The organism is Cupriavidus sp. 10L45 (assembly GCF_056395225.1).
Genome location: NZ_JBFTJC010000017.1, coordinates 84919 through 106217, shown reverse-complemented (window position 1 = coordinate 106217; position 21299 = coordinate 84919). Strand labels below are relative to the sequence as shown.

Genomic DNA, 21299 nt, shown 5'->3' with positions numbered 1-21299 from the left:
ACCGGCAACTTCATTGGTGCCACCTAACGTCACCATTCTTGGGAGACGGCCATGGCGAAGTGCGATGCTTGCTTTTCGATCCTCCCCGACAGCCGCGGGGAACGGGGGCACGACGCCCTTGTTGAAACCGGCAGTGAGAAAATCCGCCCGTTCGGGAAGGCACCCGTCATCAAGACGTCGTTCATCTGCTCGACGTGCGGGACGAAATGGACCTACGAGAACAACATGAACGACAGCTTCGCCGGCTGGCATGAGGTTGAGAGCTGACATTACGCGGCCTCCGGCTGCGCCACCGTCAGCGCCATTGCCACCGGCCGCACCCATACCGGTGTAGCCGAGAGCATGAACGTCTCGCCTGTCTCGGCGGGCAGTAGGGTGGTGCCCATCATCGAGCTGATGGCCTGAGGTGGCGGTGGCCCCGGTCATTCGCACAGTCCATACGATGACGAGCACGCAGTGGGCTCGTCGAGTTGATCCAGAAGGCTGAATTGCCGGCCGCCGCGTGTGGTGCGCGCCCATTCCACCTTCTGCCAAACGTTGCCGCGTTCACGAGCAGTCTCGTTGTCGCCGGGTGCCGGGAAGAATGTCGCGTTGGCGCGTTTGCTCACGTCGGAGACGATGTCCTCCCATTCCGCGATCCGTTCGATGTGAGCCTTGTCTTGCTTCGCCCAGGCGTTGATTTCTTCCTTGCTGGAGTTGATGCATACACAGCCGACCCGCTTGCGGCCACGGAGGTAGAGGGGGTTAGGCTTGATGCCGTACAGTCGGTGGGCCTCGAACACGTCTTCCCATGTCCAACGCAGAATCGGGCGATAGTTGAACAGGCCAGCACCGACCTCATCAAAGTCAACGACGCACGCGCCGGTGCCTTGGAATCGCGTGCGTCGGGACTGGCTCTCTTCGATACGGACGCCTTGCCACGACCACACCATGCTTCCCGTTTCCTCGATGATGGACATGAGGTGTTCGGTGATGGGTATTACCTTCAGCTCGTGCGTGCAGAACTGAGCCATGCGGCTGGGGAAGCGGGCTTTGATGATGCAGAGATCAAGAAAAGCAATCCCGGTGGGACCGCGATCGAAAACTCCGAGTGCGCGAGCGACAGTAGCATCGGGGACGCCTTTTGTCGGCCATACATCGCGCACATAGTCCCGGCGTGTCCACCATTCTCCAGAAAAGTCCCGTCGGACTCGATGGATGGTCACGCCTAGGGCTTCCGCGAGATAGTCCACGTACTCGTAGGTGATCTCGTGCTCGTTGTCGGTGTCAGCCATCACGAAGCGACACGCTGCACGGCCATGCTGCTCAATCGCGAGAATCGCGGTCGCGGTGCTGTCCTTGCCGCCGGACATGGAGACGACGTGGACGACGCTCATGCTAGGATGCCTCCCAAAAAATGGAGGGGTTCACGATGTTGAAGCGGCTGTGGCTGTACGTGGAGTTCGGGTTCGGACTCTTGGCTCTTACACTTCTCACGCTGGCGTGCCACGCAGTGTGGCCGGACAAGGACGGGGTCGCTGCTTGGTTTCAAGCTATCGGTTCGGTCGCCGGCATCGCCATTGCTATCTACGTTCCTTGGCGACAGCAGGACAATCAAGCTGTCACAGCGCTCTGGGAGCGGGATCAGCAGCGATTTGGGCTCGCCCGCAGGCTCCGGGCTCTGACCCTCGAATTCCGACTTCTGTGCGAGAACCTGCATGGCGACGTCAGAACGTTTTCTCGGGTCCCATCGGTGAATGGCTTCTCGTTCGATCTCAGTTCCATGTTGGCGATTTCCGAAGCGGCGCGTCGGCTGGAAGAGCAAGACGTCCATTTCGTTTCCGGCGTAATTTGTGCTGGTATTCGGATGCACATCGAACAGATGCGGAGAACAGTGATTGCAAACCAGGGGCGGGCTCAGCACGCGCTGGAATCCGATTTCGTCACCCAATGCGATGCTTGGTCGAACCATGGGAAAATTCTTGATGAGAGCGCTAGAGGGATTCTTGATCACTGCGAGCGTGTGAACGAACGTCATCAGTCGTAGCCAACTTGTCCCCTGTGCTGGCTTCGACACGTCGTATCCGCGCCGACTCACAGCGTATCCCCTGCTCCAGCGCCGGGCGCGCCGCCGAAATCAGCTCTACGTGTCGCTGCCTGCAGTTCTTCGATGCTCCTCCGCGCGCGCGCGCGCCACTCCACGCCGTGCTGCAGCGCCAGTTGGATCAGCCAGTGCAGCACGTACGCCTGCTCTTCCTCGCAGCGCTTCGGGATGTCGGTGCCGGCCGCGCGCAGGGCATGCGCGATAGGCGTGGTGGTGTAGAGCATCAGGCCCAGCACTTCGAGCAGCGCGTCGGTCGGCTCGGTCGGGTAGGGCAGCGTGCCCAAGGCAATCACCGCAGGATTTGCGGTGATTAGCGGCGTATTGTCCGCATGCTCGCTCTGGGGCGCGGCGCTCGGCGCCGTGGCTTCGAGGCTCTCACGCAGGCGTTCTCCCGCACGCATAGCCTCGTCGCGGACCTTCTTGTTGCTTGCGGACAGGCGCAACTCAGGATTGGCGACGGTGGTGTTATAGAAATCACGCGCGACGGCGCGCAGGCACAGCAGCTGGCGCGCCAATGATACGAGCGCATGGGCATCACGCCATTTCATCGTGCCGGCCATGGCGGCCCGCTCGAGCGCATCAAGGTTCATGGTCATCGTTTCTTCCTGTTCTTGAATTCTTCTTCCATCTCGGCCATCCAGTTCGCTTGGCGGCGCGCCGCCCACACGCTCGCGGCGATGTAGGCGATCACGGTGACGATGCTGATGCCCAACGCGGATGTGGTGGACATCAGTGCTTCCCGCGCGATGCCTCGATCTGCTGGTCGACCCACTGCTGCACCTCTTCCTCGACCCAGCCGCTGGCGCGGCCGAGCTTGATCGGGGAAGGGAACGTGTGGTCCTTGATGCGGCCGTAGATGGCCGTCTTGCCCAGGCCTACGCGCTCGCAGACTTCCGGCAGCCGGATGATCCGGCGTTGCTGTTGGGTGTTCATGCTGCCTCCCGTACCGTGCCGACCTCGTGGTCTTCGATCCAGAACGGCGTGATGGCGTCCGGCAGGCCGGCGGGCGGCGCCTTCAGGCTCATGAACACCAGCGCGGTGTCGATCGCGCCGTCGGCGGCCAGGTCGTCGAGCCACCAGAACAGCCGATCACGCTCGGCACCGATTAGCACGTCTGCCCGGTCCAGCACCAGCAGGCGCAGGCCCGTCAGGTGCGTGATGGCTTCGGCGATCATCGCGTCGATCCGCCATTTCTCGGACTCGGACAGCAGCGCATATGGCCGGCCATCGGCGGTGATGGCCATGTCCGCCTCGATGCCGGCGCGTGCCCATTCCGACAGGTTGGCCATGGCTGCCAGCCGTTCGTTGATCGGGCCCCGCGCCTCGGCCAGCAGCTCCGCCGGGATCCCGCCCGGGCCGAGGGCGTCCGCCAGGGCATCCCATGCCACCACGTCGGCGTGGTGCTGCGCGGCCTGCGTGGTCTGCTCAGCGGCTTGCGCGACGGCGCGCTGGCCTGCGCGCACGTCTTCCAGCTCCTTGCCGGTCGCGGCAATGGCTGCCTGCAGGTTTGCCAGCTGAGCCTCGACTGTCTTCCGCAGCTCGGCATCCTCGTCGCCGGCATCGGCCGCGGCGTCCTTACGCAGCAGGTCGAGTTGCGTGGCGGCGGCCTTTGCGGCATCGCGCTCAGCGGTGCGGCTCTTCAGCGCGTTTTCCAGTACGGTCAGGCTGCGCTCGTACTCGGGCAGCCGGCCGGCGGCTTCCGGATCAGCCTGCGTTTGCTCGCGCAGGGCCAGCTGGCCGGCCAGGTACTGCAGCAACACACCGCATTCGGGACAGGTGCAGGGCATGCCGGCCACCTTGCCGCCGGCCGCCGCACGCAAGGCTTCCACCTTGGGCAAGAAATCGTCGCGCTCGGCTTGCGCGCGGTCGACGGATTCCTGGGCCTTGGCCAGGCCGGCTGCCTTGTCGGCCAGCTCGCGGATCTTCGTGTCGCGGGCGACGCGCTGGCGCGCGGCGGCGTCCATCTCGCCCAGCTGGCGCTGCATGCCGCCGGCCTCGGTCGACGCCTCGGCGATGTCGGCCTGCAGCTCGGAGATCGTAGCGTTCACGTCTTCGGGAGCGAGCGCGCCGGCCGGCACCGCGGCCTTCCAGTCGCCGGCCTTCACGGAGCCGTAAGTCTCGCCAGTGACGGCGCGCCATGCGCCCTTGGCCGCCGTGGCCTTGGTCTGGGCTTCCTTCGCCGCGGCGTCGAATCCGGCGCGCACCAGCGGCAACACCGCCTCGATCTTCTTGGGGTGGCAGCCGCGCGCCACCAGGCGCTCGCGGACCAGGTCGGTACCGAGCTTGAGGCCCATCAGGTCGAAAAGGAACGCGCGACGCTCTTTGACCTCGAGGCGGGCGAAGCGCTGCGCATCCAGCACGTACGGCAGGCGCGGGTCAGCCTGCAGCCCCGCGGTCAGCTTGCCTGAGGGCAGGGCGATGCTGTTCGCTTGGGGGCCGGCTGACACCACGATCGAACCCGACTCGGTGCCATCGTGTAGCAGCTGGCCGTATTCCTTCTTCAGGCCCACGCGTACGCTCTCGCCGGTCAGGGCCATGCGCACGGCTTCCTGCAGGCTGGACTTGCCTGCGCCGTTCGGGCCGCAGATCAGCGACACCGGCGTGGAGGGGATGATGTCGGCTGCCCGAAGGCCGAGGAAGTTGCGGGCGTGGATGGCGGTGATCTTCATGGCTGCTTACCCTTCCTGGTCTTCGGTGCTCTTCAGGACCTTGCGCTGGCCGTCCGCGTCAGCCGCGCTGATGATGCCCTTGGCTTCCAGGCGCTCGACCAGGCGGGCCGCGCGGTTGTAGCCGATTGTGAAGTGGCGCTGGATCTGGGTGATGGATACGCGCTGCTTCGCAATGACGAAGGCCTCGACATTGGCGTAGATCGGATCCTCTTCCGGATGCTCGTCGTGCCAGTCCTTCCAGCCCTTCACCCACTCGATGCACAGGGCGCCGGCCATCACCGGGCAATCGCTCTCGGGCTTGCCTTCTGCAGCTGCTTCGCGGCCTGCCCGATAGGCGGCATCCAGCTCTTCCTGCAGTGGTTGATGCTCGATAGCGACGGTCTTGGCGTCGACGTCGACAACGCCGTCATCCGCTGGCGCGCCGGCGTCCGGCATGCCATCACCATCGCCGTCGGTGTACTCGCGGCCCATCTCGAACGCGCGTTGGTCGGACTCGCCGCGCACCTCGTCCATGCCGCCGGTGTACTGGCCTTCGCCGCCGCTCAACACGAGCAGCACGGCCTGGCCCTGGGCCTCGGCCAGTTCGTGCAGCGCGGCAACCGACTTCCCGATCTTGATCAGCGCCTGAGCGCCGTCCTTGATGGTGATCTTGTCCAGATCGCCCTGGACCACGGTGCGGCCGTTCGCGGCGATCAGGTGCACGGCCATCTTCACGGACGCGTCCACGCGGCTGCGCAGGCGGTCGATGATGTCGTTCTGCTTCTTCTCGGACAGCTTCACCCACGTGTCGGGCATCATCTTCATTTCCAGCACCAGGGCGGACAGCAGGTCCTTACCGAGAGTGTTGGCGGTCATGTTCATCGTGGCTTTGAATTCGGGCGATTGGCTCATTTCGGTGTCCTGGTGTGCGTGTCTGCATTCGGGCCGCGCCTCAGCATTCGGCGGCGCGGCGCTGTTCTTCCTCCCGCGCTACAGCCGTCCGCGCGGGCAGTCCTCTCTCACAGGTATTTCAGTCGGCGTTGATGGGTGCGCGCTGGCGGCGGGCGGTCTGCTGGGCCGGCGCGGCGTCCTCGGAGGGCTGGGTCAACTCGCGCATGCGGCGCGAGGCGACCTGGTGCAGCGTGGCCTGTTCCGCTTCGCCTGCCACTTGCTTGATTTGGCTGCGGGCGAAGTCGAGGTCTTCGACGGTCTGCGCCTGCAGCAGCTCGCGATTCACGCCTTTGAAGCTGAGCGGTGCGCTGTCGCCTTGTTGCTGGCTGCCTTCGTCAGCCGGAATCAGGTCGGCTTGCTGGCCGCCGTCCTCGTCGCCTGCATCGTCGGGCGACTGGTTGTCGTCCGTCGCCCCCGTCGGCTCCTCGGGGTGCTCGACTACCTCGGCGGGCTGGGCCGCGGCGGTGCGTGCCGCGCCGCGCAGTTCGTTGACCGAGGCGCTGGCGACTGAGTACGAGCCGTCCGGGTTCAGATCGATGATGTCCTGCGCTTCCTCGACGGTCTGCAGGCCCATTAGCAGCTCGGGGGCGTAGAGCTTGCCGAAGAAGCTGGCCGTGCGGTACCGCAACATGACCTCGTCCATGGTCTGCCACTTGCTGCCGTTCTTCGTGTACCAGCCTTCCTTCACGGCCATCTCGATCGACACAGCCGGCGATTCCAGGCGCTCGCCGGTTTCCTTCTCGATGGCCCAGGCGATGCAGACCTTGTCGAGGATGTCGACCTTCTTCGTGACGCTGGTGCGATTGCCGCCTTCCCAGACCGTTTCAGTGCGCTCGACATTCTTCTTGCCCAGCACCTTGATGTCGAAGCGCAGCGGTGAGAATCGACCGCTGCCGTTGATAGCGGCGATGATCCACTGCGACGACCAGGAAGGCCGACCTTCGACGATGTACAGGTTCTGCATCACCATCAGCGGATCGGCGCCCATGCGCTGCGCCATGTTCAGCGCGACGACGGCGTTGGCCAGCGCGTTCGGGTTCTCGCGCGATTCCTTCACGTTGCCGTACTTGTCCAGCTTCTCGATCACCTTGCGGTACGCCGCAGGCACGAGGGTGGACGATGCGAGCAGGTTGGCGGCGCGCTGCATCAGTTCGAAGGACTGCAGGCTGCCGAAGCCCATCGTGACGACGGGTGCAGGGGCGGCTTCGCGCACGGCGGGCGCGCGCATTTGTTCAAGGGTGGCGGTTGCAGACATAGTGGATCTCTCGAAGTTTCGAAATTTCGAAATTTGTGGTCAGGACTTGTAGGGGCAGGTGGCGTGGCGCGTGCAGTACTTCGGCGAGCACAGCACCGACTTGCCGTTGCCGTAGAAGGCACCGGAATGGATGAGGCGGGAAGCGTGCTGCAGGAGGCCTGGCTGTTCTTCGGTGCCCAGCAGCGCCGCGCGCGGGGAGACGATCTCGCCCACGCCAACGCGCTGTGCTGCGGCTGTCTTGCCGGTGTTCAGGCCGACGATCTGCGCCGGCGCGCTGATGGGGATGCCCAAGGCGTGCTCGGCCAGCAACTCGTACACGCCCAGTTGGGGGCCGTGGCCGGCGGTGACTGCGACACCATCGGCGCCCACCGCTCGCCCGCCGGTCTTCAAGTCGCTGATGCCTGCGCCGTCAGTCGTGGTGCGCACGCGGTCCGTGGTGCCAGTCAGCGCGAGGCCCAGCTCGGGGATCTCCAGACGATCGCAGGCAATCTCGACGCCGATGTAGTGCTGGCGCGGGGCGATGTCGACGCAGTAGCGAGCGTGCAGCGCCAGGCCGATGCGTTCGGCATCCGCCGGATTGGTCTCGTCCCAGTCGACCTCGGCGTTCTTGTCGCGGATCGTGTCGACGAGCGCGCCTGCGGCGTCGTCGGCGGTGATGGGCGAGCCGTCGAGCGTGGCCTGGTCGAACAGCCCGGTGCTGGCGTGGAGGGCGGTGCCCAGATGCGCGGCCGCACCCGAGGGCATGCGCATGCCCAGGATGTGCTTCGCTTCCCAGCGCGCCGGGCAGTCGAAGAGTTCGGCCAGCGAACTGGCACGGATGGTGACGATGTTCATGGGGGTGGCCTCAGTGGATGCGGATCAATTCGGGTTCACCGCTGGCGAGCCAACGGCCGGTGGGGCGGAAGCCAGCGGCGCGCTGCGCGCGCAACCAGGCCTCCCAGGTGATTTCGGGATTCACGTGGCGCTCCGGGACGTGGTGGATGCAGGCTGGCTCGGCTCGGCTCGGCTCGGCGTTGGCCAGGTTGTAGACGGCAAACAAGGCCGCCATGGCAAGCGTGGTGCCGACCCAGAGGGCCAGCAGCTCGGCGATGGCGCGGCGGGTGGTCGGACGGCGCTTCATTGCCATCCCCGGCTGAAGAGGGTTGCGGCCAGCACCACCAGCGGCGGCGCCGTGCAGATCAGCAGTGCGATCAGGAAGAAGTCGCGATTCATGGCCGGGCTCAGTCCAGGCCGAAGCAACGGACCATCACCACGTACTCGTCGCCTTCCCAGTAGCGGTAGGCGATGGCCGGCGAGCGGTAGATGTCGAGGGAGTTTTTGCGGTCGAGCGCAGCCTCGTAGACCGAATCCTCAGCGGTGCCGCGGAACTCGAAATGGTCGCGGCCGTGGATCCGGGTCAGCGTCTCGCGCACCAGGGTGCGAATGGAAACTACCTGGCCGCCGGCGGCGCGCTGCTGCGCGTCGTGCGCATGCTGGTACGCGGCAGCAAGGGGTATGGCATTTGGCATCGTCTGTCTCCAGCGAACCGCTGTGAACGTCAGCGGCGTGGAGAAAGTATAGATAGGCTAGACTTACGAAGTCAAGTGAATCTATACATAGTCCATGTCTTCTATACCTGCCGACCAGATGCGTACGCTAAACTCGCCCGCACCTAGTAGCGGAGAAACGACAAATGGGACCGGATGACGTAATCCGAGCGTTCGAGCAGATGGCGCTCGACGACGATGTGGAGTTGGAGATTGACGACGTGATCGCCGGGCTGGCGATGCTGCTGTGCGATCCGGCAATCCAAGGAAAGGAGAGGGCGCTGCTCACGCAGGTCGGCGCTACGCTCTATCGCGTGGGCCTGGACCAGAGGGTGGTCGCGGCGACGAAGCGCGGGAAATAGGCAACAAAAAGCCCGCCGGGTCGGCGGGCAATTGGTACTGGCTACATGGTCGGCGCATTTCGTCTGATTGGGTCACATGCACTTCGAAAGAGCGCACCTAGCTCTCTGTCGTGCCCTTCCGGAAAGGGTTGGGGGGCAGGACTCAAATTTCTGGGCCGTTTCGTTCCCATCCAAAACTGCCGGTCAAACTCGAAGCTACTCTGAATGCTGTATTGCTGGCGCGCACAGTCCAGCTTTACTTCCTGTATTTCGGATAGGAAATCTCCATATGCGCTCTGAGGTTGACCTGCTGGTGCATTGGCATCACAAGTTCGAAAGAACACTAGTACGGGTCTGCCATCGGCGGCTTTGGTTGTAGGCAGGCCTGGTCGTGTGAATACCACGCATGCGTTCGATATATGGGAGTACGTAAGTCGCGGACCACCCATCTCCGCGGAAGCATCGATGGACAGAATGCTCGCGAACAAGGCGCCACACACCATCGTCATCGACTTGGCTGTGGCGAAGCGTTGAGTCATCCGGAACACTCTTTGGCCCCTTTGTGGGTTCAATCAGGTCGCCAAGCCGATCGTTTTACGATGCCGCCGACAAAATGCATTCGCTCGATCTGGTCCTGCGGAATCCTGAGCATGCCGTGGCGTTCGTTCACCGACGAAAGGTGGACGATGCCATCGCGGACATAAGCCAGTTCCTTAACCATCACACGGCCGTCCTGCGACTTCACAAGAACCTCGTCGCCGTTCTGGATCTGCGTATTGGGCTCGACCACCACAAATTCATTGTGCTTCACGCGTGGCCGCATGGACTCGCCGTTGCACCGGAGTGCGTATGCGTCCGGATCTTTGGTTGGAAAGAAAACGTAGCCGTCGCCATGCCCTACGGGGTATTCGACGTCGACGAAGTGACCGTTGTCGCCTAACTGCGCCATGCCTCTAACCGGGATTTTCCTGAAAGCGTTATCAGGGATTTGGATCGTGTCGAACGGCAGCGAGGGCTCGTCCAGCTCTGGCTCGATGGTGTTGTTGAGCTTTGGGTTGCCGGACTTATTGATGAGCCACGCAGGGCTGTATCCATAGGCGTCCTGGAGCTTCACCGCGTGGTGCAGTTGGAGCTTCGGTGCACCTGGTTCGAGCCATGAACGCACGACGGCCGATTCGACAGATAGTAGCTTCGCCAGGGAATTGACATCCAGATGCTGCTCCGCCATCACCAACTGAAGGCGATCTGCGGGCGTGTTGCCGTCTTCAGCGCCCGGCTGAAGGCGGACGATTTCATTGGAATCGGTGGGCGGCCGCCGGCGCTCTGCATCCAGGCGTGGACTGATGGAGTCCAATTCGACTCCGAGCCCGCGCGCGAAGCCCACGGCCGCCTCCATTGTCAGCGGGGTCTGACCAGACAAGTACTGCGCGATCTTTGGCCCGATCTCAAATCGGCGGCTGAATTCGTCCACGCTCAGGCGCCCGCGGTGCTGGGCGAAGAGAGCGCTCAGCCGTGCAGCGTCTTCCTTTTGCCAGTCCATCATGCTGCCGGCATTCGCCACGGCTGGCGACGCATCGTGGCCGATTGGCAGGCCGCTGAGCTGAGCAATCGCTGCGAGCTGGGCGAAGCTCGCCTCGTGCCGGCCGTTCTCCCAAGCCGAGATGTTGCCTTTTGTGAGGCCGAGTTTTTCCGCCAGCTGCTCCTGCGTGAGGCCAGCCTTCTTGCGAGCGAGACGGATCCAGGACTTCATTTCCATCGCGCGATAGTACAGAGAATCTAAACACGAGAGGTCTACGATTTCTTTACCCTTATGTCTAGATACTCTATACTTACTCGCAATTTCGGACTGATTTTCCATCATGAGCGATCACCCAGTTAAGCGTGCGGCTGATTTGGTAGGGGGCTACGCGGCCTTGGCCAAGCTTCTCGGCGTCACCAAAGGCGCCGTCCATCAATGGACTGATGAAGGGCGGCAGGTGCCGGCCGAACATTGCCCGGCGATTGAGCGCATCACTGAAGGCGCGGTGACCTGCGAACAACTGAACGACAAAGTCGACTGGGCTTTTGTGCGGAGTTCTGGTGGATCTTGAAGTCGGCGCGGCGTGTCCGCGCATTGTTAAACGGGCCCATCGCGGCCCGACCGGGGGTATGACCATGCTGCGTCGCGCGCAGTCGCTTTCTGTTGTTCCGCGCCCGGGCCTGCGCCCGCGCCGATCTCGCCGCCATGCCGCCCGGCATCAGGAAGTAGCACCCGTTTCCCATTTCATTCTGGCCGGCCGCCGTGGCGCCCGGCTGTGTTGTTTCGTTGGGGTCAATCCTATGGAATCGATCGAGCACATTGGAGCATCGCATGCCTAGCTTGGAATCGATGGTCTTGAACCGCGTTGCTCCGCTCACGCAGAAGAAGGTGGCCGAACGCATCGGCGTCGAAGCGACGAACTTCTCGCGCTTCCTGAACAACAGCGGGCACCGCCTGAGCTTCGCCGAGTTCTGCACGCTGTTCGAGGTGCTCGAGCTGGACGTTGTCGCCCCCGGCGACGACAGCATGGTTTGCCTGCCCCGCGACGAATACCAGGCGCTGCGCACGTTGGCCCGGAAGGGGCTGGAGGTGGCGTGATGGACGAGATCATTACCCTCGGCGTTGCCGCATGGATGTTCGCATCGGTGGTCGGCTCGCTTCTTTGGGGGATGTTGGGATGACGGACATGCCTGCACCACTCACACCGCCGGACTGCGACCTGCGGGATTTTCCATTCATGCCGCTGGAGATCAACCGCCTGAGGCGATCGAAGTCGTGGCTGAAGGCGAAGCGCAACCCAGCGCTGGCGTTCTATCAGATCAACCTCTGGACGGCTGCTTGGCACGACGTGCCGGCCGGTTCTCTCGAAGACGATGACGACGTGCTGGCCGACCTGGCCATGTGCGACCCGGCGAAGTGGACGAAGGTGCGCGACGAGGTCATGCGCGGCTGGGTCAAGTGCAGCGACGGCAGGCTGTACAACCCGACCGTCTGCGAGAAGGCCCTGGAGAGCTGGGCCGCCAAGGTCGAGCGCCGCGAGAAGGCCGAGCACGAGAACGATCGGAAGCGGCGCGAGCGCGAAGAGCGTGCACGGATGTTTGAGGTGCTACGCGGCGCAGGACAGTCCTTGCCATGGAACACCACTACCGTAGAACTGCGGCGCCTTGTGGCAGAGGTGGCACACGGACAAGTCACAACCGGTCACGACCTGTCACGCGGACAGGTGCGTGACAGTCACGAGGACATACCCGGTCAGTCACGGCTAAGAGAGAGACAGGGACAGGGACAGGGAGAGGGACAGGGAGAGGGAGAATTTAAAAGCGTAAACGGCGGCGAAGGTGCTACAGACGGCGTGGGGGCTGTGGATAACTCCGCGCCGCCGCCGCTTTCCGCTGACGCGATGGGCGACCTGCTGGTGCAGCTCGAGGCCGAGAAGGGCAGGGCGTTGCGGCTGTCCTCGCGCGCGCACGAGGCGTTGCTCCGGATTGCGGATCGTTGCATCGGCGTGCCGACGTTGCTCCGGGCTCATGCCCTCGCGTGCGCGCGAAGGGATGCCGACAGGGACACGTCGCCGGTGAACCCTGGGTTCCTGGAGATGTTCCTCGACGAGGCCATGGGTGACACGCCGCCCGCGTCCGACTGGGATGCCACGGCGGAAGGCGTTAAGGCCAAGGCGGAAGAGCTGGGCGTCCAGCGCGACCCGGACGAGCACGCGATCTGGTTCCGGCTGCGCGTCATCGCCGTGTCGGGAGACCAGCGGCTCATGGAGCGCGAGGTCAGCAAAGCCGAGCGGATGAACCCGGGCGAGTTCGAGCGCGTGTACCGGCTCATGTACGGCGTGGCGCCGGGGCAGGTGTTGGCATGACGACGAATTCGCTTTTCGACAAATCGCGGTCGCTGCGCCGGGTGGCATTCGCCATCCCGGGCCAGCCGGTGGCCAAGGGCCGGCCCAAGTTCGCGCGGCAGGGCAGCTTCGTCCGGACCTATACGCCCGAGAAGACCGCCACCTACGAGAACCTGGTGAAGCTCTTCGCCACACAGGCCATGGCGGGGCTGCCGCCCATAGAGGGCCCGGTCGAGCTGTGGCTGGACATCAACCTGCAGATCCCGGCCAGCTGGTCCAAGAAGCGCCAGCGCGACGCCGCAGCGGGTCTCGTGGCAGCCACCAAGAAGCCGGACGCCGACAACGTGCTCAAGGCCGTGAAGGACGGCATGAACGGCATTGTCTGGCTCGACGATGCCCAGGCAGTGGAATACCGCATCAGCAAGCGCTACAGCACGTCACCATGCGTGCAGGTCAGCGTGGAACAGTTGCCGCTACAGGCGGCGTGAAGGAATGAATGTGACCGGGGAAAACACGATGGAAGAACGCCTTTTCGACAGCTCGCACGCGGCGCTGGTGTTCGCGTTCAACTACTCGGGCCAGCAGTACCAGGCATCGGCCATGAATAAGGCCATGACGCCGGCCATCGGCTCGGGGAAGGGATTGGTTGGCGTCGACGGTGCGGCGCAGGCAGGCATGGTCCGTCTCGAACTCAGCATGCTGCCCGAGCTGCACCAGGCGGTGCTCACCGCGCGCTGTGCGCCGCGCGACGTCATCTGCGACTGCGGCCGGCCATGCTGCGCCGCCCGGCGCCCGAACCCGGAATGGAACGCGGCCATCGTATGGCTGACCGAGCGCGCGATGCAGCAACTGGCTGGCTCGTTCTCGCACTACCGGGTGCGGCGGTCCATCCTGGAGAAGATCTTCGGCGTCCGTGTCGACCTGCAGCAGATCGCCGAGGACTGCGGCGCGCACCGCAACACGGTCAGCGCGCAGAACGCCAAGCTGAAGCTGTGGATCGAAGGCGAACGGAAGAAGGGCCTGATGGCGGCACCTGGCGTCGAGTCTGTAGCCTGGCTGGCCATCGATGGCAGGCTCATGGCGGCGGGGATGGTTGCCCTCGAAGAGCAGGCCGAAGCGTAGGCGGATTTCGGGTTTTTCTTGACATTGTGCATTTCATGCACAAAAATGCCCCTCATTCGATACACCTGCGAATTACGTCCAGAGCCCGCGCAAGCGGGCTTTTTGCATTTCTGGCCCCGATTCGCTGCCGTCCCGTTTGTCTCCTACCACCCTCCCAGGTGGCTTTGCCCGGCTACCCGTTCCGGGCATTTTTCATTCCCCGCCCGTGCATTTTTACCGCGTATGAAAAAGTCCGATCAGCTCACACTCCGCTACCGCGCGGCCGACGAGCTGGTCCGCCATGAGCGCAATGCACGGACGCACAGCGCCCCCCAGGTAGAGCAGATCAAGGCGTCGCTGCGCAGATTCGGCTGGACCAATCCAGCGCTGACCGCTGGTGACGGGCTGCTGGCAGGCCATGGCCGGCTGGAAGCGGCCACGCAGATGTGGGCAGCCGGCGAGACCATCGCCAACTGCCCGGTCCCGGGCCAAGTGCCCACGGTCGACCTGTCGCACCTGTCTGCGGACGAGCGCCGCGCATACATCCTCGCGGACAACAAGCTGGCCGAGAACGCCGGCTGGGATGTCGACCTGTTGGCCGCCGAGCTGGTGGACCTGCGCGACGCCGAGTTCGACCTGACTGTGATCGGCTTCACGCCTGACGAGTTGGGCGACCTGCTGGACCCACCCGGCCCGGCGCCTAGCGCGCAGCGCCGGACGCTGGCCGAGCAGTTCATGGTGCCGCCCTTCAGCACGCTCAACGCGCGCGACGGGGCGTGGCAGGAACGCAAGGCCGCATGGCTGGGCCTGGGCATCCAGTCCGAGCTGGGCCGCGAAGCGCCGGCCTATGCGTCGGCGTCCGACCACCAGAAGGCTGAGCAGGGCGCCACGCCGCAGCACCGCACCAGCATCTTCGACCCAGTGCTGTGCGAGCTGGCCTATCGGTGGTTCTGCCCGCCGGGCGGCCTGGTGCTTGATCCGTTCGCCGGTGGCAGCGTGCGCGGCGTTGTAGCGGCGCGCCTCGGGCGCCCGTATGTGGGCATGGAGCTGCGCGCTGAGCAGGTCGAGGCCAACCGTGGCCAGCTGCACTTGGTGCAGACCGAAGATCCCGCGCCAGCCTGGCACGTGGGCGACAGCCGGCAGATCGCGCGGCGGCTGCCCGATGTCGAGGCCGACTTCCTTTTCTCGTGCCCGCCGTATGCGGACTTGGAACGGTATTCGGACGATCCAGCGGACCTGTCCACGATGGACTATCCGGCCTTCATGGAGGCCTACCGCGAGGTGATCGTCGGCGCCGTCAGCCTGCTGAAGCGTGACCGATTCGCCTGCTTCGTGGTCGGCGACGTGCGCGAGAAGCGCGGCACCGGCCCGTACTGGAACTTCGTGTCGGACACCATCGACGCGTTCATCGATGCCGGCATGCGGTTGTATAACGAAGCCATCCTGCTGACCGCGCTGGGCAGTGCCCCAATCCGCGCGGGCAAGCAGTTCGCGGCCAGCCGGAAGCTGGGCAAGGTGCACCAGAACGTACTGGTGTTCGTGAAGGGCGATTGGAAGCGCGCCGTGGCGGCGTCCGGTGACGTGGTGCTGGCGGACGATCTGTTCCCCGAACCTGACGAGTGATACCCATGGCGGGACGCAAACCTTTCGAGCCGACTGAGGAGGACCGCAGGCTGGTTAGCTCGCTGGCCGGGTTCGGTGCACCCCACGAGTACATCGCCAGCTGCATCGTGAATCCACAAACGGGCAAGGCGATGACGGCCAAGACGCTGCGTGTCCACTTCCGCGCCGAGTTGGACAACGCGGCCGACAAGACGAACGCCCTAGTCGCCCAGTCACTGTTCAAGCACGCAACCGGGACCGGCAAGGGCGCAGTGGCCGCCGCCATCTTCTGGATGAAGGTGCGGGCGGGATGGAAAGAGCCGGCCACAGGCATTGAGCTGACAGGCAAGGACGGCGGGCCGGTCGAGCAACGAACCACCGTCGTCGATGAAAAACAGGTCGCAGCCGCTGTCGCGAAACTCGAAGACGAGTATTGACCCGTCCGTCGAGCGCGCCGTTCTGAAGGCGAAGTGCGAGCGCGATCACCTGTTTTTCAGCCGGTACTTCTTCAAGCACCGGCAGGGCATCAAGTTCCGCGTCAACTGGCACCACGTGCTGATCGCGGACACGGTGCAGCGTGTCATCGATGGCGAGCTGAAGAACGTCGTCATCAACGTCCCGCCGGGCTCGTCGAAAACCGAGCTGGTGGCGATCAACCTGATCGCCCGGGGCCTGGCCGTGAACCCGCGCGCGCGGTTCCTGCACATCTCCTACTCGGATGATCTGGCGCTGCTGAACAGCGAGACGGCGCGCGAGATTGTCCAGTCGGACGAGTTCCAGGCGCTGTGGCCGCTGTCGATCGCGCCCGACGCGAAATCGAAGAAGCGCTGGAACGTCATCGCCGACGGTAAGAAGGCCGGTGGTGTGTACGCGGTGTCGCTGGGCGGCCAGATCACCGGCTTCCGCGCCGGGCACATGACCGATGGGTGGCAGGGCGCCATCATCATCGACGACCCGCTGAAGGTCGAGGACGCGTACAGCAAGCCGAATCGCGACAAGGCGAACCGCAAGCTGCTGTCCACGGTGAAGAGCCGGAAGGCCAACCCGGACACGCCGATCATCGTGATCATGCAGCGGCTGGCCGAGGAAGACCCGACAGGCTTCATCAAGGCCGGCAAGGTGCCGGGCGACTGGGAATTCATCGAGATCCCGGCGCTGATCACCGATGAGTACGTCGAACAGCTGCCCGAGCGTGTGCGCGCGCTGGTCGAGCTGGGTGAGAAGGACGAGGACGGCCGGTTCAGCTACTGGCCCTACAAGGAACCGCTCGACGACCTGCTGGCCAGCGAGAAGGCTGACCGGTATGTGTTCAGTGGGCAGTACATGCAGCGCCCCAGCCCGTTGGGCGGCGGCATCATCCGCAGCGCCAACTTCGGGCGGTACACGGTGGCGCCCGAGCTGCACAAGCGCGTCATCTATGCCGACACGGCACAGAAGACCGCCGAGCGGAACGATTACAGCGTCCTGCAGTGCTGGGGGCACGGGAAGAACGGCCGCATCTACCTGCTGGACCAGATCCGGGGCAAGTGGCCGGCGCCTGAGCTGCGGCAGAAGGCCATCGACTTCTGGAACAAGCACCTGCCGTACGACTTCCACTTCGGCGCGGCGCTTGTGAAGATGCGCGTCGAGGACAAGGCCAGCGGCACCGGGCTGATTCAGGACATCCAGGCGTCGGGGACCATCCCCGTCGAGGGCATCGAGCGGCACCGCGACAAGCTGGTCCGCGTCATGGACGTGGTCAGCTACATCGACGCCGGCCTGGTGATGATTCCCGAGACGGCCGAGTGGGTGAGCGATTTCACGCAGGAATGCGACGCCTTCACGCCTGACGACACGCACGCACACGATGACCAGATCGATCCGATGGTGGATGCGATCAATGACATGCTGGCCGGCGGCCGGTCGCTGGACATCTGGACCAAACTCGGACAGCAATGAACCGTAACCAACGCAAAGCGCAGATCCGTGCGCATCGGGCCGAGGTGGCTGCGTCCGCCAGTGCCAAGCGCTGGATGACCGGCGACAGCTTCCAGAACTTCGAGGCCCGCCTGGGCCTGGGCACCAACAACCAGGCGTCGCAGTTCAGCTACGGCTTCGACTTCATCTCGCGCAACCGCGTGCAGCTGGAGGCTATGTACCGGTCGAGCTGGATCGTTGGCCAGGCCGTCGACGTTGTGGCCGACGACATGACGCGCGCCGGCACCGAGATCGATGCGGAACTGGATCCATCCGACCAGAACAAGCTGAACGCCGCTTTCGAGCGGATGGGCCTCTGGGACCGCCTGAACGACACGATCAAGTGGGCGCGGCTCTACGGCGGCGCGCTGGCGGTGATGCTGATCGATGGGCAGGACCCACGCACGCCATTGCGGCTGGACAGCATCGGCAAAGACCAGTTCAAGGGCCTGTACGTGCTGGACCGCTGGCTGGTGCAGCCGTCGCTCGAGGACCTGGTCACCGAGATGGGCCCGGACATGGGCCAGCCGCGCTACTACGATGTGGTGGCGGAGAGCATGGCGCTGAAGCGCCAGCGGATCCACTACAGCCGGGTGCTGCGCATCGACGGCGTGGACCTGCCGTACTGGCAAAAGATTGCCGAGAACCTTTGGGGGCAGTCGGTCATCGAGCGCCTGATTGACCGGCTTGTGGCGTTCGACAGCACCACCATTGGCGCCGCTCAGCTGGTCTACAAGGCCCATCTGCGCACGTACAAGGTCGACAAGCTGCGGGAGATCATCGCCATGGGCGGCCCGGCGATGGAAGCGCTGGTGAAGAACGTCGACTTCATCCGCCGGTACCAGTCGAATGAGGGGCTGACCCTAATCGACGCGGCAGACGAGCTGCAAACGGATACCTACCAGTTCACCGGGCTGGACAGCGTCCTGATGCAGTTCGGCCAACAGTTGTCTGGCGCCCTGGGCATCCCACTGGTGCGCCTGTTCGGCCAGTCGCCGGCCGGGCTGAACAGCACCGGCGAATCGGACCTGCGGACCTACTACGACAACACGAAGCAGCAGCAGGAACGGAAGCTGCGCGCGCCCGTCACGCGGCTGTATGACGTGGTGATCCGGTCGGAACTGGGCAAGCCGCCGCCGGAAGGCTTCGCCTACGGGTTCACGTCGCTGTGGCAGCTGTCCGACACCGAGAAGGCGCAGAACGCCAAGACGGTGACCGAGGCGGTGACGCAGGCCTACGACGCAGACCTGGTCGACAAGCCCACGGCCATGAAGGAGCTGCGCCAGTCGAGCCACAGCACCGGGGTGTTCACCAGCATCACGGACGATGCGATCGAGGACGCGGAGAACGAGCCGCCCCCGGCGCCGGAAATGGAAATCCCTGATGTTGATGACCCGAACAACGGACCGGAAGCGCCGCCGCAATCCGGTAAGGACAAGCGGACCGGAAAGGGTGTATCGGACGCAGCTGCGACAGGTCGCGCAGCAGGTGGGCGTGTTGGTCAATGGCTTTCCACCTGGCGATCCCGGCGTCCTGCCGACGATTGAGCAGCTGCTGCAGCGGTACGCCGAGGCGCTGACGCCGTGGGCCGAGCGCGCCGCGGCCGAGATGCTGACCGAAGTGAACCGGCGGGACGAAAAGGCCTGGATGCAGTACTCGGCCGAGCTGTCCCGCGCGCTGCGGCAGGAGATCCGCACGGCGCCGACCGGCGCCACCATGCAGGCCCTCATGGGCGAGCAGGTGACGCTGATCAAGTCCATCCCGCTGGATGCGGCCAAGCGTGTGCACAAGCTGACCATCGAGGGCATCGAGGACAGCACCAGGGCGTCGGAGATCTCCAAGGCGATTCAGGCATCGGGCGACGTGGCCAAGAGCCGCGCCGACCTGATCGCCCGGACCGAGGTCGCGCGCACCGCGTCGACCCTGACCGAGGCGCGCGCGCTGCATGTCGGCTCGCCTGGGTACTTCTGGCGGACGTCCGGCGACGGCGACGTGCGCGAGTCGCATCGTGAAATGGAAGGCAAGTTCGTCGCTTGGGATGACCCGCCCAGGTTGGACGGGATGAAAGGCCACGCCGGCCAGTTCCCGAACTGCCGCTGCTACCCGGAACCTGTGATCCCCGAGGATTGATATGCGCTTCTACACCGTACAGAAGCTGGGCCCCAAGCGCTCGCTGACGCCCGAGGGCTTCCTGCTGTGCGAGGAAGTGCCCGTGGCGCGCACCGGCGAGATGCTGTACGGCCCGGGCGAGGTACCCGTCGAGCCTGGGCCTGACGGCCTGATCCGCATCAGCCGCACACCGGAAGAGGTGTTCCGGGCAGAGACGATGGCCAGTTGCATGGGCAAGGACGCGACGCTCGATCACCCGGACGACTTCGTGCAGCCCTCCAACTACGCAGCCCTGACGCAGGGCGTGATGCTCAACCCGCGCCGCGGCACTGGCCTGGCCGATGACCTGCTGGTTGCCGACCTGCTGATCAAGCATCCGGACGCCATCAAGGCCGTGCAGGACGAGCACATCGAGGAAGTCAGCCTCGGCTACGAAGCTGACTACATCCAGGTATCACCCGGCCGCGGGGAACAGCGGAACATCGTTGTCAACCACGTAGCCCTGGTTGAGCGCGGCCGTTGCGGCCCGCGCTGCGCCATTGGCGATAAGGAACCCGAAGACATGAAGACCAAAGACAGCAAGCCCAAAGGCAAGCGTACGTTCGCCGACCGCATCCGCGCGGCGTTCATGGCAAAGGACGCCGAGGGCGCCGAGGAATTGGCCAAGGAAGCCGAGGCCATGGACGAGGAGCCCGACGACGGGGATGACGAGAAGGGCGAAAAGGGCAGCAAGACCGGCGACGCCACGTCCCAACTGCTGACCAAGATCCTGAAACGCATGGACGCTCAGGACGCCGCCATCGCCGCGCTGGGCAAGGGCAAGGCCAAGGACTCGGACAAGGAAAAGACCGACGACGAGGACGAGGACGACCCGGACAAGAAGAAGACGGGAGACGACGGCGACCTGACTGACCCCAACACCGCTGGCACGCTCAGCCAGGCCGACGTCGTCCTGTACACCGGCGACTCGGCGGCCAGCATCCCCTCGCGGGCCGAGATCCTGGCCCCCGGCATCAAGCTGCCGACCTTCGACGCCAAGATCACTACCAAGGACCGCGCCGCGTCGCTCTGCAAGTGCCAGCGCAAGGCGCTCGACGTCGCGTACCGGACGGATGTCGGCAAGGCCGCTATCGCGCCGTTCCTGGGCGGCCTGACCGCTGACTTCGAGAAGCTGCCCGCCGCGCTGATCAACGCCGCGTTCATGGGCGCCAGCGAGCTGATCAAGGCGCAGAACAACGGGCGCACGCACGACGGCGTCGCGAAGACCAAGGATTTCGGCAAGCCCCGCACAGCCGCCGACATCAACGCAGCCAACCGCAAGTACTGGGCCGACCGGTCCGCCAACTAAGGGAGTGCCACATGGGCAACGCAATCCTGTATCGCATGGCCTCGGGCATCCCCGGGGATATCTCGCGCCAGTCGCAGGCGACCGTTGAGTCGCAGATCCTGAACTCGGCGCTGCCGTTCCCGGGCTACGGGCTGTTCGGCAAGATCGCTGCCGGCAAGTTCGTGCCGATCGCCGGCGGTGACGCCGCCACGGCTGTGTATGGCCTGCTGGTCCGTCCGTACCCGACCACCGGCGGCGCCGGCTCGGAGCCGCTCGGCACGGCAACGCCTCCGACCACCGGCGTCGCGGACGTCATGCGCCGGGGCTACATGACCATCAAGAACAACGCCGGCACGCCGGCCATTGGTGGCCAGGTGTATGTGCGGGTTGCCGCAGCTGCCGCTGGCAAGCCTATCGGCGGCATCGAGGCGGCTGCGGACAGCACCAACACCATCGCGGTTGTTGGCGCCACGTTTATGAACGCCGGCGATGCCAACGGCAACGTCGAGATCGCCTACAACATCTAAGGGGTTTCCC

26 protein-coding genes are annotated in these 21299 nt (G+C 64.6%); 15 read left to right on the top strand and 11 right to left on the bottom strand.

Going from position 1 to position 21299, the window contains the following annotated elements:
- Positions 1-51 precede the first annotated feature (51 nt).
- The gene (locus tag AC1DFU_RS25670; protein ID WP_477159721.1) at positions 52-267 is read left to right on the top strand and encodes a hypothetical protein; all 216 of its coding nucleotides are present in this window, start codon (positions 52-54) and stop codon (positions 265-267) included.
- 155 nt (positions 268-422) lie between these two features.
- On the opposite strand, the gene AC1DFU_RS25665 is transcribed toward AC1DFU_RS25670, so the two are convergent.
- Positions 423-1376, bottom strand: coding sequence for a phosphoadenosine phosphosulfate reductase domain-containing protein (locus AC1DFU_RS25665; protein WP_477159722.1), 954 nt, complete (start codon positions 1374-1376; stop codon positions 423-425).
- 35 nt (positions 1377-1411) lie between these two features.
- Between AC1DFU_RS25665 and AC1DFU_RS25660 the strand changes: the two genes are divergently transcribed.
- Positions 1412-2026 carry a hypothetical protein gene (locus AC1DFU_RS25660; protein WP_477159723.1) on the top strand — a complete coding sequence of 205 codons (615 nt, stop codon included), beginning with the start codon at positions 1412-1414 and terminating at the stop codon, positions 2024-2026.
- 47 nt (positions 2027-2073) lie between these two features.
- On the opposite strand, the gene AC1DFU_RS25655 is transcribed toward AC1DFU_RS25660, so the two are convergent.
- From AC1DFU_RS25655 to AC1DFU_RS25615, 9 genes are all read right to left on the bottom strand, one after another.
- On the bottom strand, positions 2074-2679 hold the full coding sequence (locus AC1DFU_RS25655; protein ID WP_477159724.1) for a hypothetical protein: 606 nt from the start codon (positions 2677-2679) through the stop codon (positions 2074-2076).
- A complete protein-coding gene (locus AC1DFU_RS25650) occupies positions 2676-2813 on the bottom strand; it encodes a hypothetical protein (protein WP_477159725.1) in 138 nt (45 codons plus the stop codon). The genes AC1DFU_RS25655 and AC1DFU_RS25650 overlap by 4 nt, the downstream gene beginning before the upstream one ends.
- Positions 2813-3016, bottom strand: a complete 204-nt coding sequence (locus AC1DFU_RS25645) for a helix-turn-helix transcriptional regulator (RefSeq protein ID WP_477159726.1) — start codon at positions 3014-3016, stop codon at positions 2813-2815. The genes AC1DFU_RS25650 and AC1DFU_RS25645 overlap by 1 nt, the downstream gene beginning before the upstream one ends.
- Positions 3013-4752 (bottom strand): AAA family ATPase, encoded by a 1740-nt coding sequence (locus tag AC1DFU_RS25640; protein ID WP_477159727.1) that lies wholly within the window; start codon positions 4750-4752, stop codon positions 3013-3015. Before AC1DFU_RS25640 ends, AC1DFU_RS25645 begins: the two co-directional genes overlap by 4 nt.
- A 6-nt stretch (positions 4753-4758) precedes the next feature.
- The gene (locus tag AC1DFU_RS25635; protein WP_477159728.1) at positions 4759-5643 is read right to left on the bottom strand and encodes a DNA translocase FtsK; all 885 of its coding nucleotides are present in this window, start codon (positions 5641-5643) and stop codon (positions 4759-4761) included.
- Positions 5644-5761: 118 nt separating this feature from the next.
- Complete coding sequence (locus AC1DFU_RS25630) at positions 5762-6937, bottom strand: hypothetical protein (protein WP_477159729.1); 1176 nt, start codon at positions 6935-6937, stop codon at positions 5762-5764.
- Positions 6938-6976: 39 nt separating this feature from the next.
- Complete coding sequence (locus AC1DFU_RS25625) at positions 6977-7771, bottom strand: PD-(D/E)XK nuclease family protein (protein WP_477159730.1); 795 nt, start codon at positions 7769-7771, stop codon at positions 6977-6979.
- Positions 7772-7781: 10 nt separating this feature from the next.
- Positions 7782-8057: a hypothetical protein gene (locus AC1DFU_RS25620; protein ID WP_477159731.1), complete on the bottom strand. Its 276-nt coding sequence runs from the start codon at positions 8055-8057 to the stop codon at positions 7782-7784.
- A gap of 100 nt (positions 8058-8157) precedes the next feature.
- Positions 8158-8445 (bottom strand): hypothetical protein, encoded by a 288-nt coding sequence (locus tag AC1DFU_RS25615; protein ID WP_477159732.1) that lies wholly within the window; start codon positions 8443-8445, stop codon positions 8158-8160.
- A 164-nt stretch (positions 8446-8609) separates the two neighbouring features.
- On the opposite strand from AC1DFU_RS25615, the gene AC1DFU_RS25610 reads away from it, so the two are divergent.
- Positions 8610-8825 carry a hypothetical protein gene (locus AC1DFU_RS25610; RefSeq protein WP_454763326.1) on the top strand — a complete coding sequence of 72 codons (216 nt, stop codon included), beginning with the start codon at positions 8610-8612 and terminating at the stop codon, positions 8823-8825.
- A 547-nt stretch (positions 8826-9372) separates the two neighbouring features.
- Here the strand turns inward: AC1DFU_RS25610 and AC1DFU_RS25605 are convergent.
- Entirely contained in the window at positions 9373-10554 is a 1182-nt protein-coding gene (locus tag AC1DFU_RS25605) for a helix-turn-helix domain-containing protein (RefSeq protein ID WP_477159733.1), read from the bottom strand.
- A 109-nt stretch (positions 10555-10663) separates the two neighbouring features.
- Here AC1DFU_RS25605 and AC1DFU_RS25600 point away from each other — a divergent pair, with 109 nt between their 5' ends.
- The 12 genes from AC1DFU_RS25600 to AC1DFU_RS25545 all read left to right on the top strand — a co-directional run bounded on the left by AC1DFU_RS25600 (position 10664) and on the right by AC1DFU_RS25545 (position 21289).
- Positions 10664-10894: a helix-turn-helix domain-containing protein gene (locus AC1DFU_RS25600; protein WP_313817869.1), complete on the top strand. Its 231-nt coding sequence runs from the start codon at positions 10664-10666 to the stop codon at positions 10892-10894.
- A gap of 260 nt (positions 10895-11154) precedes the next feature.
- Positions 11155-11421 carry a CII family transcriptional regulator gene (locus tag AC1DFU_RS25595; protein ID WP_313817872.1) on the top strand — a complete coding sequence of 89 codons (267 nt, stop codon included), beginning with the start codon at positions 11155-11157 and terminating at the stop codon, positions 11419-11421.
- A 31-nt stretch (positions 11422-11452) separates the two neighbouring features.
- A complete protein-coding gene (locus tag AC1DFU_RS25590; protein ID WP_477159734.1) occupies positions 11453-12688 on the top strand; it encodes a DUF1376 domain-containing protein in 1236 nt (411 codons plus the stop codon).
- Positions 12685-13155, top strand: coding sequence for a RusA family crossover junction endodeoxyribonuclease (locus AC1DFU_RS25585; RefSeq protein WP_477159735.1), 471 nt, complete (start codon positions 12685-12687; stop codon positions 13153-13155). Before AC1DFU_RS25590 ends, AC1DFU_RS25585 begins: the two co-directional genes overlap by 4 nt.
- Positions 13156-13183: 28 nt before the next feature.
- Positions 13184-13789: a DNA-binding protein gene (locus AC1DFU_RS25580; RefSeq protein WP_454763331.1), complete on the top strand. Its 606-nt coding sequence runs from the start codon at positions 13184-13186 to the stop codon at positions 13787-13789.
- Positions 13790-14011: 222 nt separating this feature from the next.
- Positions 14012-15391, top strand: a complete 1380-nt coding sequence (locus AC1DFU_RS25575) for a DNA methyltransferase (protein ID WP_477159736.1) — start codon at positions 14012-14014, stop codon at positions 15389-15391.
- Between the two features lie 5 nt (positions 15392-15396).
- Complete coding sequence (locus tag AC1DFU_RS25570; protein ID WP_477159737.1) at positions 15397-15807, top strand: hypothetical protein; 411 nt, start codon at positions 15397-15399, stop codon at positions 15805-15807.
- A complete protein-coding gene (gene terL, locus AC1DFU_RS25565) occupies positions 15758-17308 on the top strand; it encodes a phage terminase large subunit (protein WP_477159738.1) in 1551 nt (516 codons plus the stop codon). The genes AC1DFU_RS25570 and terL overlap by 50 nt, the downstream gene beginning before the upstream one ends.
- The gene (locus tag AC1DFU_RS25560; RefSeq protein ID WP_477159739.1) at positions 17305-18873 is read left to right on the top strand and encodes a DUF1073 domain-containing protein; all 1569 of its coding nucleotides are present in this window, start codon (positions 17305-17307) and stop codon (positions 18871-18873) included. The genes terL and AC1DFU_RS25560 overlap by 4 nt, the downstream gene beginning before the upstream one ends.
- Positions 18824-19456, top strand: coding sequence for a phage head morphogenesis protein (locus tag AC1DFU_RS25555; protein ID WP_477159767.1), 633 nt, complete (start codon positions 18824-18826; stop codon positions 19454-19456). The genes AC1DFU_RS25560 and AC1DFU_RS25555 overlap by 50 nt, the downstream gene beginning before the upstream one ends.
- 1 nt (position 19457) lies before the next feature.
- Complete coding sequence (locus AC1DFU_RS25550) at positions 19458-20783, top strand: DUF2213 domain-containing protein (protein ID WP_477159740.1); 1326 nt, start codon at positions 19458-19460, stop codon at positions 20781-20783.
- A gap of 11 nt (positions 20784-20794) precedes the next feature.
- The gene (locus tag AC1DFU_RS25545; RefSeq protein WP_477106447.1) at positions 20795-21289 is read left to right on the top strand and encodes a structural cement protein Gp24; all 495 of its coding nucleotides are present in this window, start codon (positions 20795-20797) and stop codon (positions 21287-21289) included.
- Positions 21290-21299: the final 10 nt, after the last annotated feature.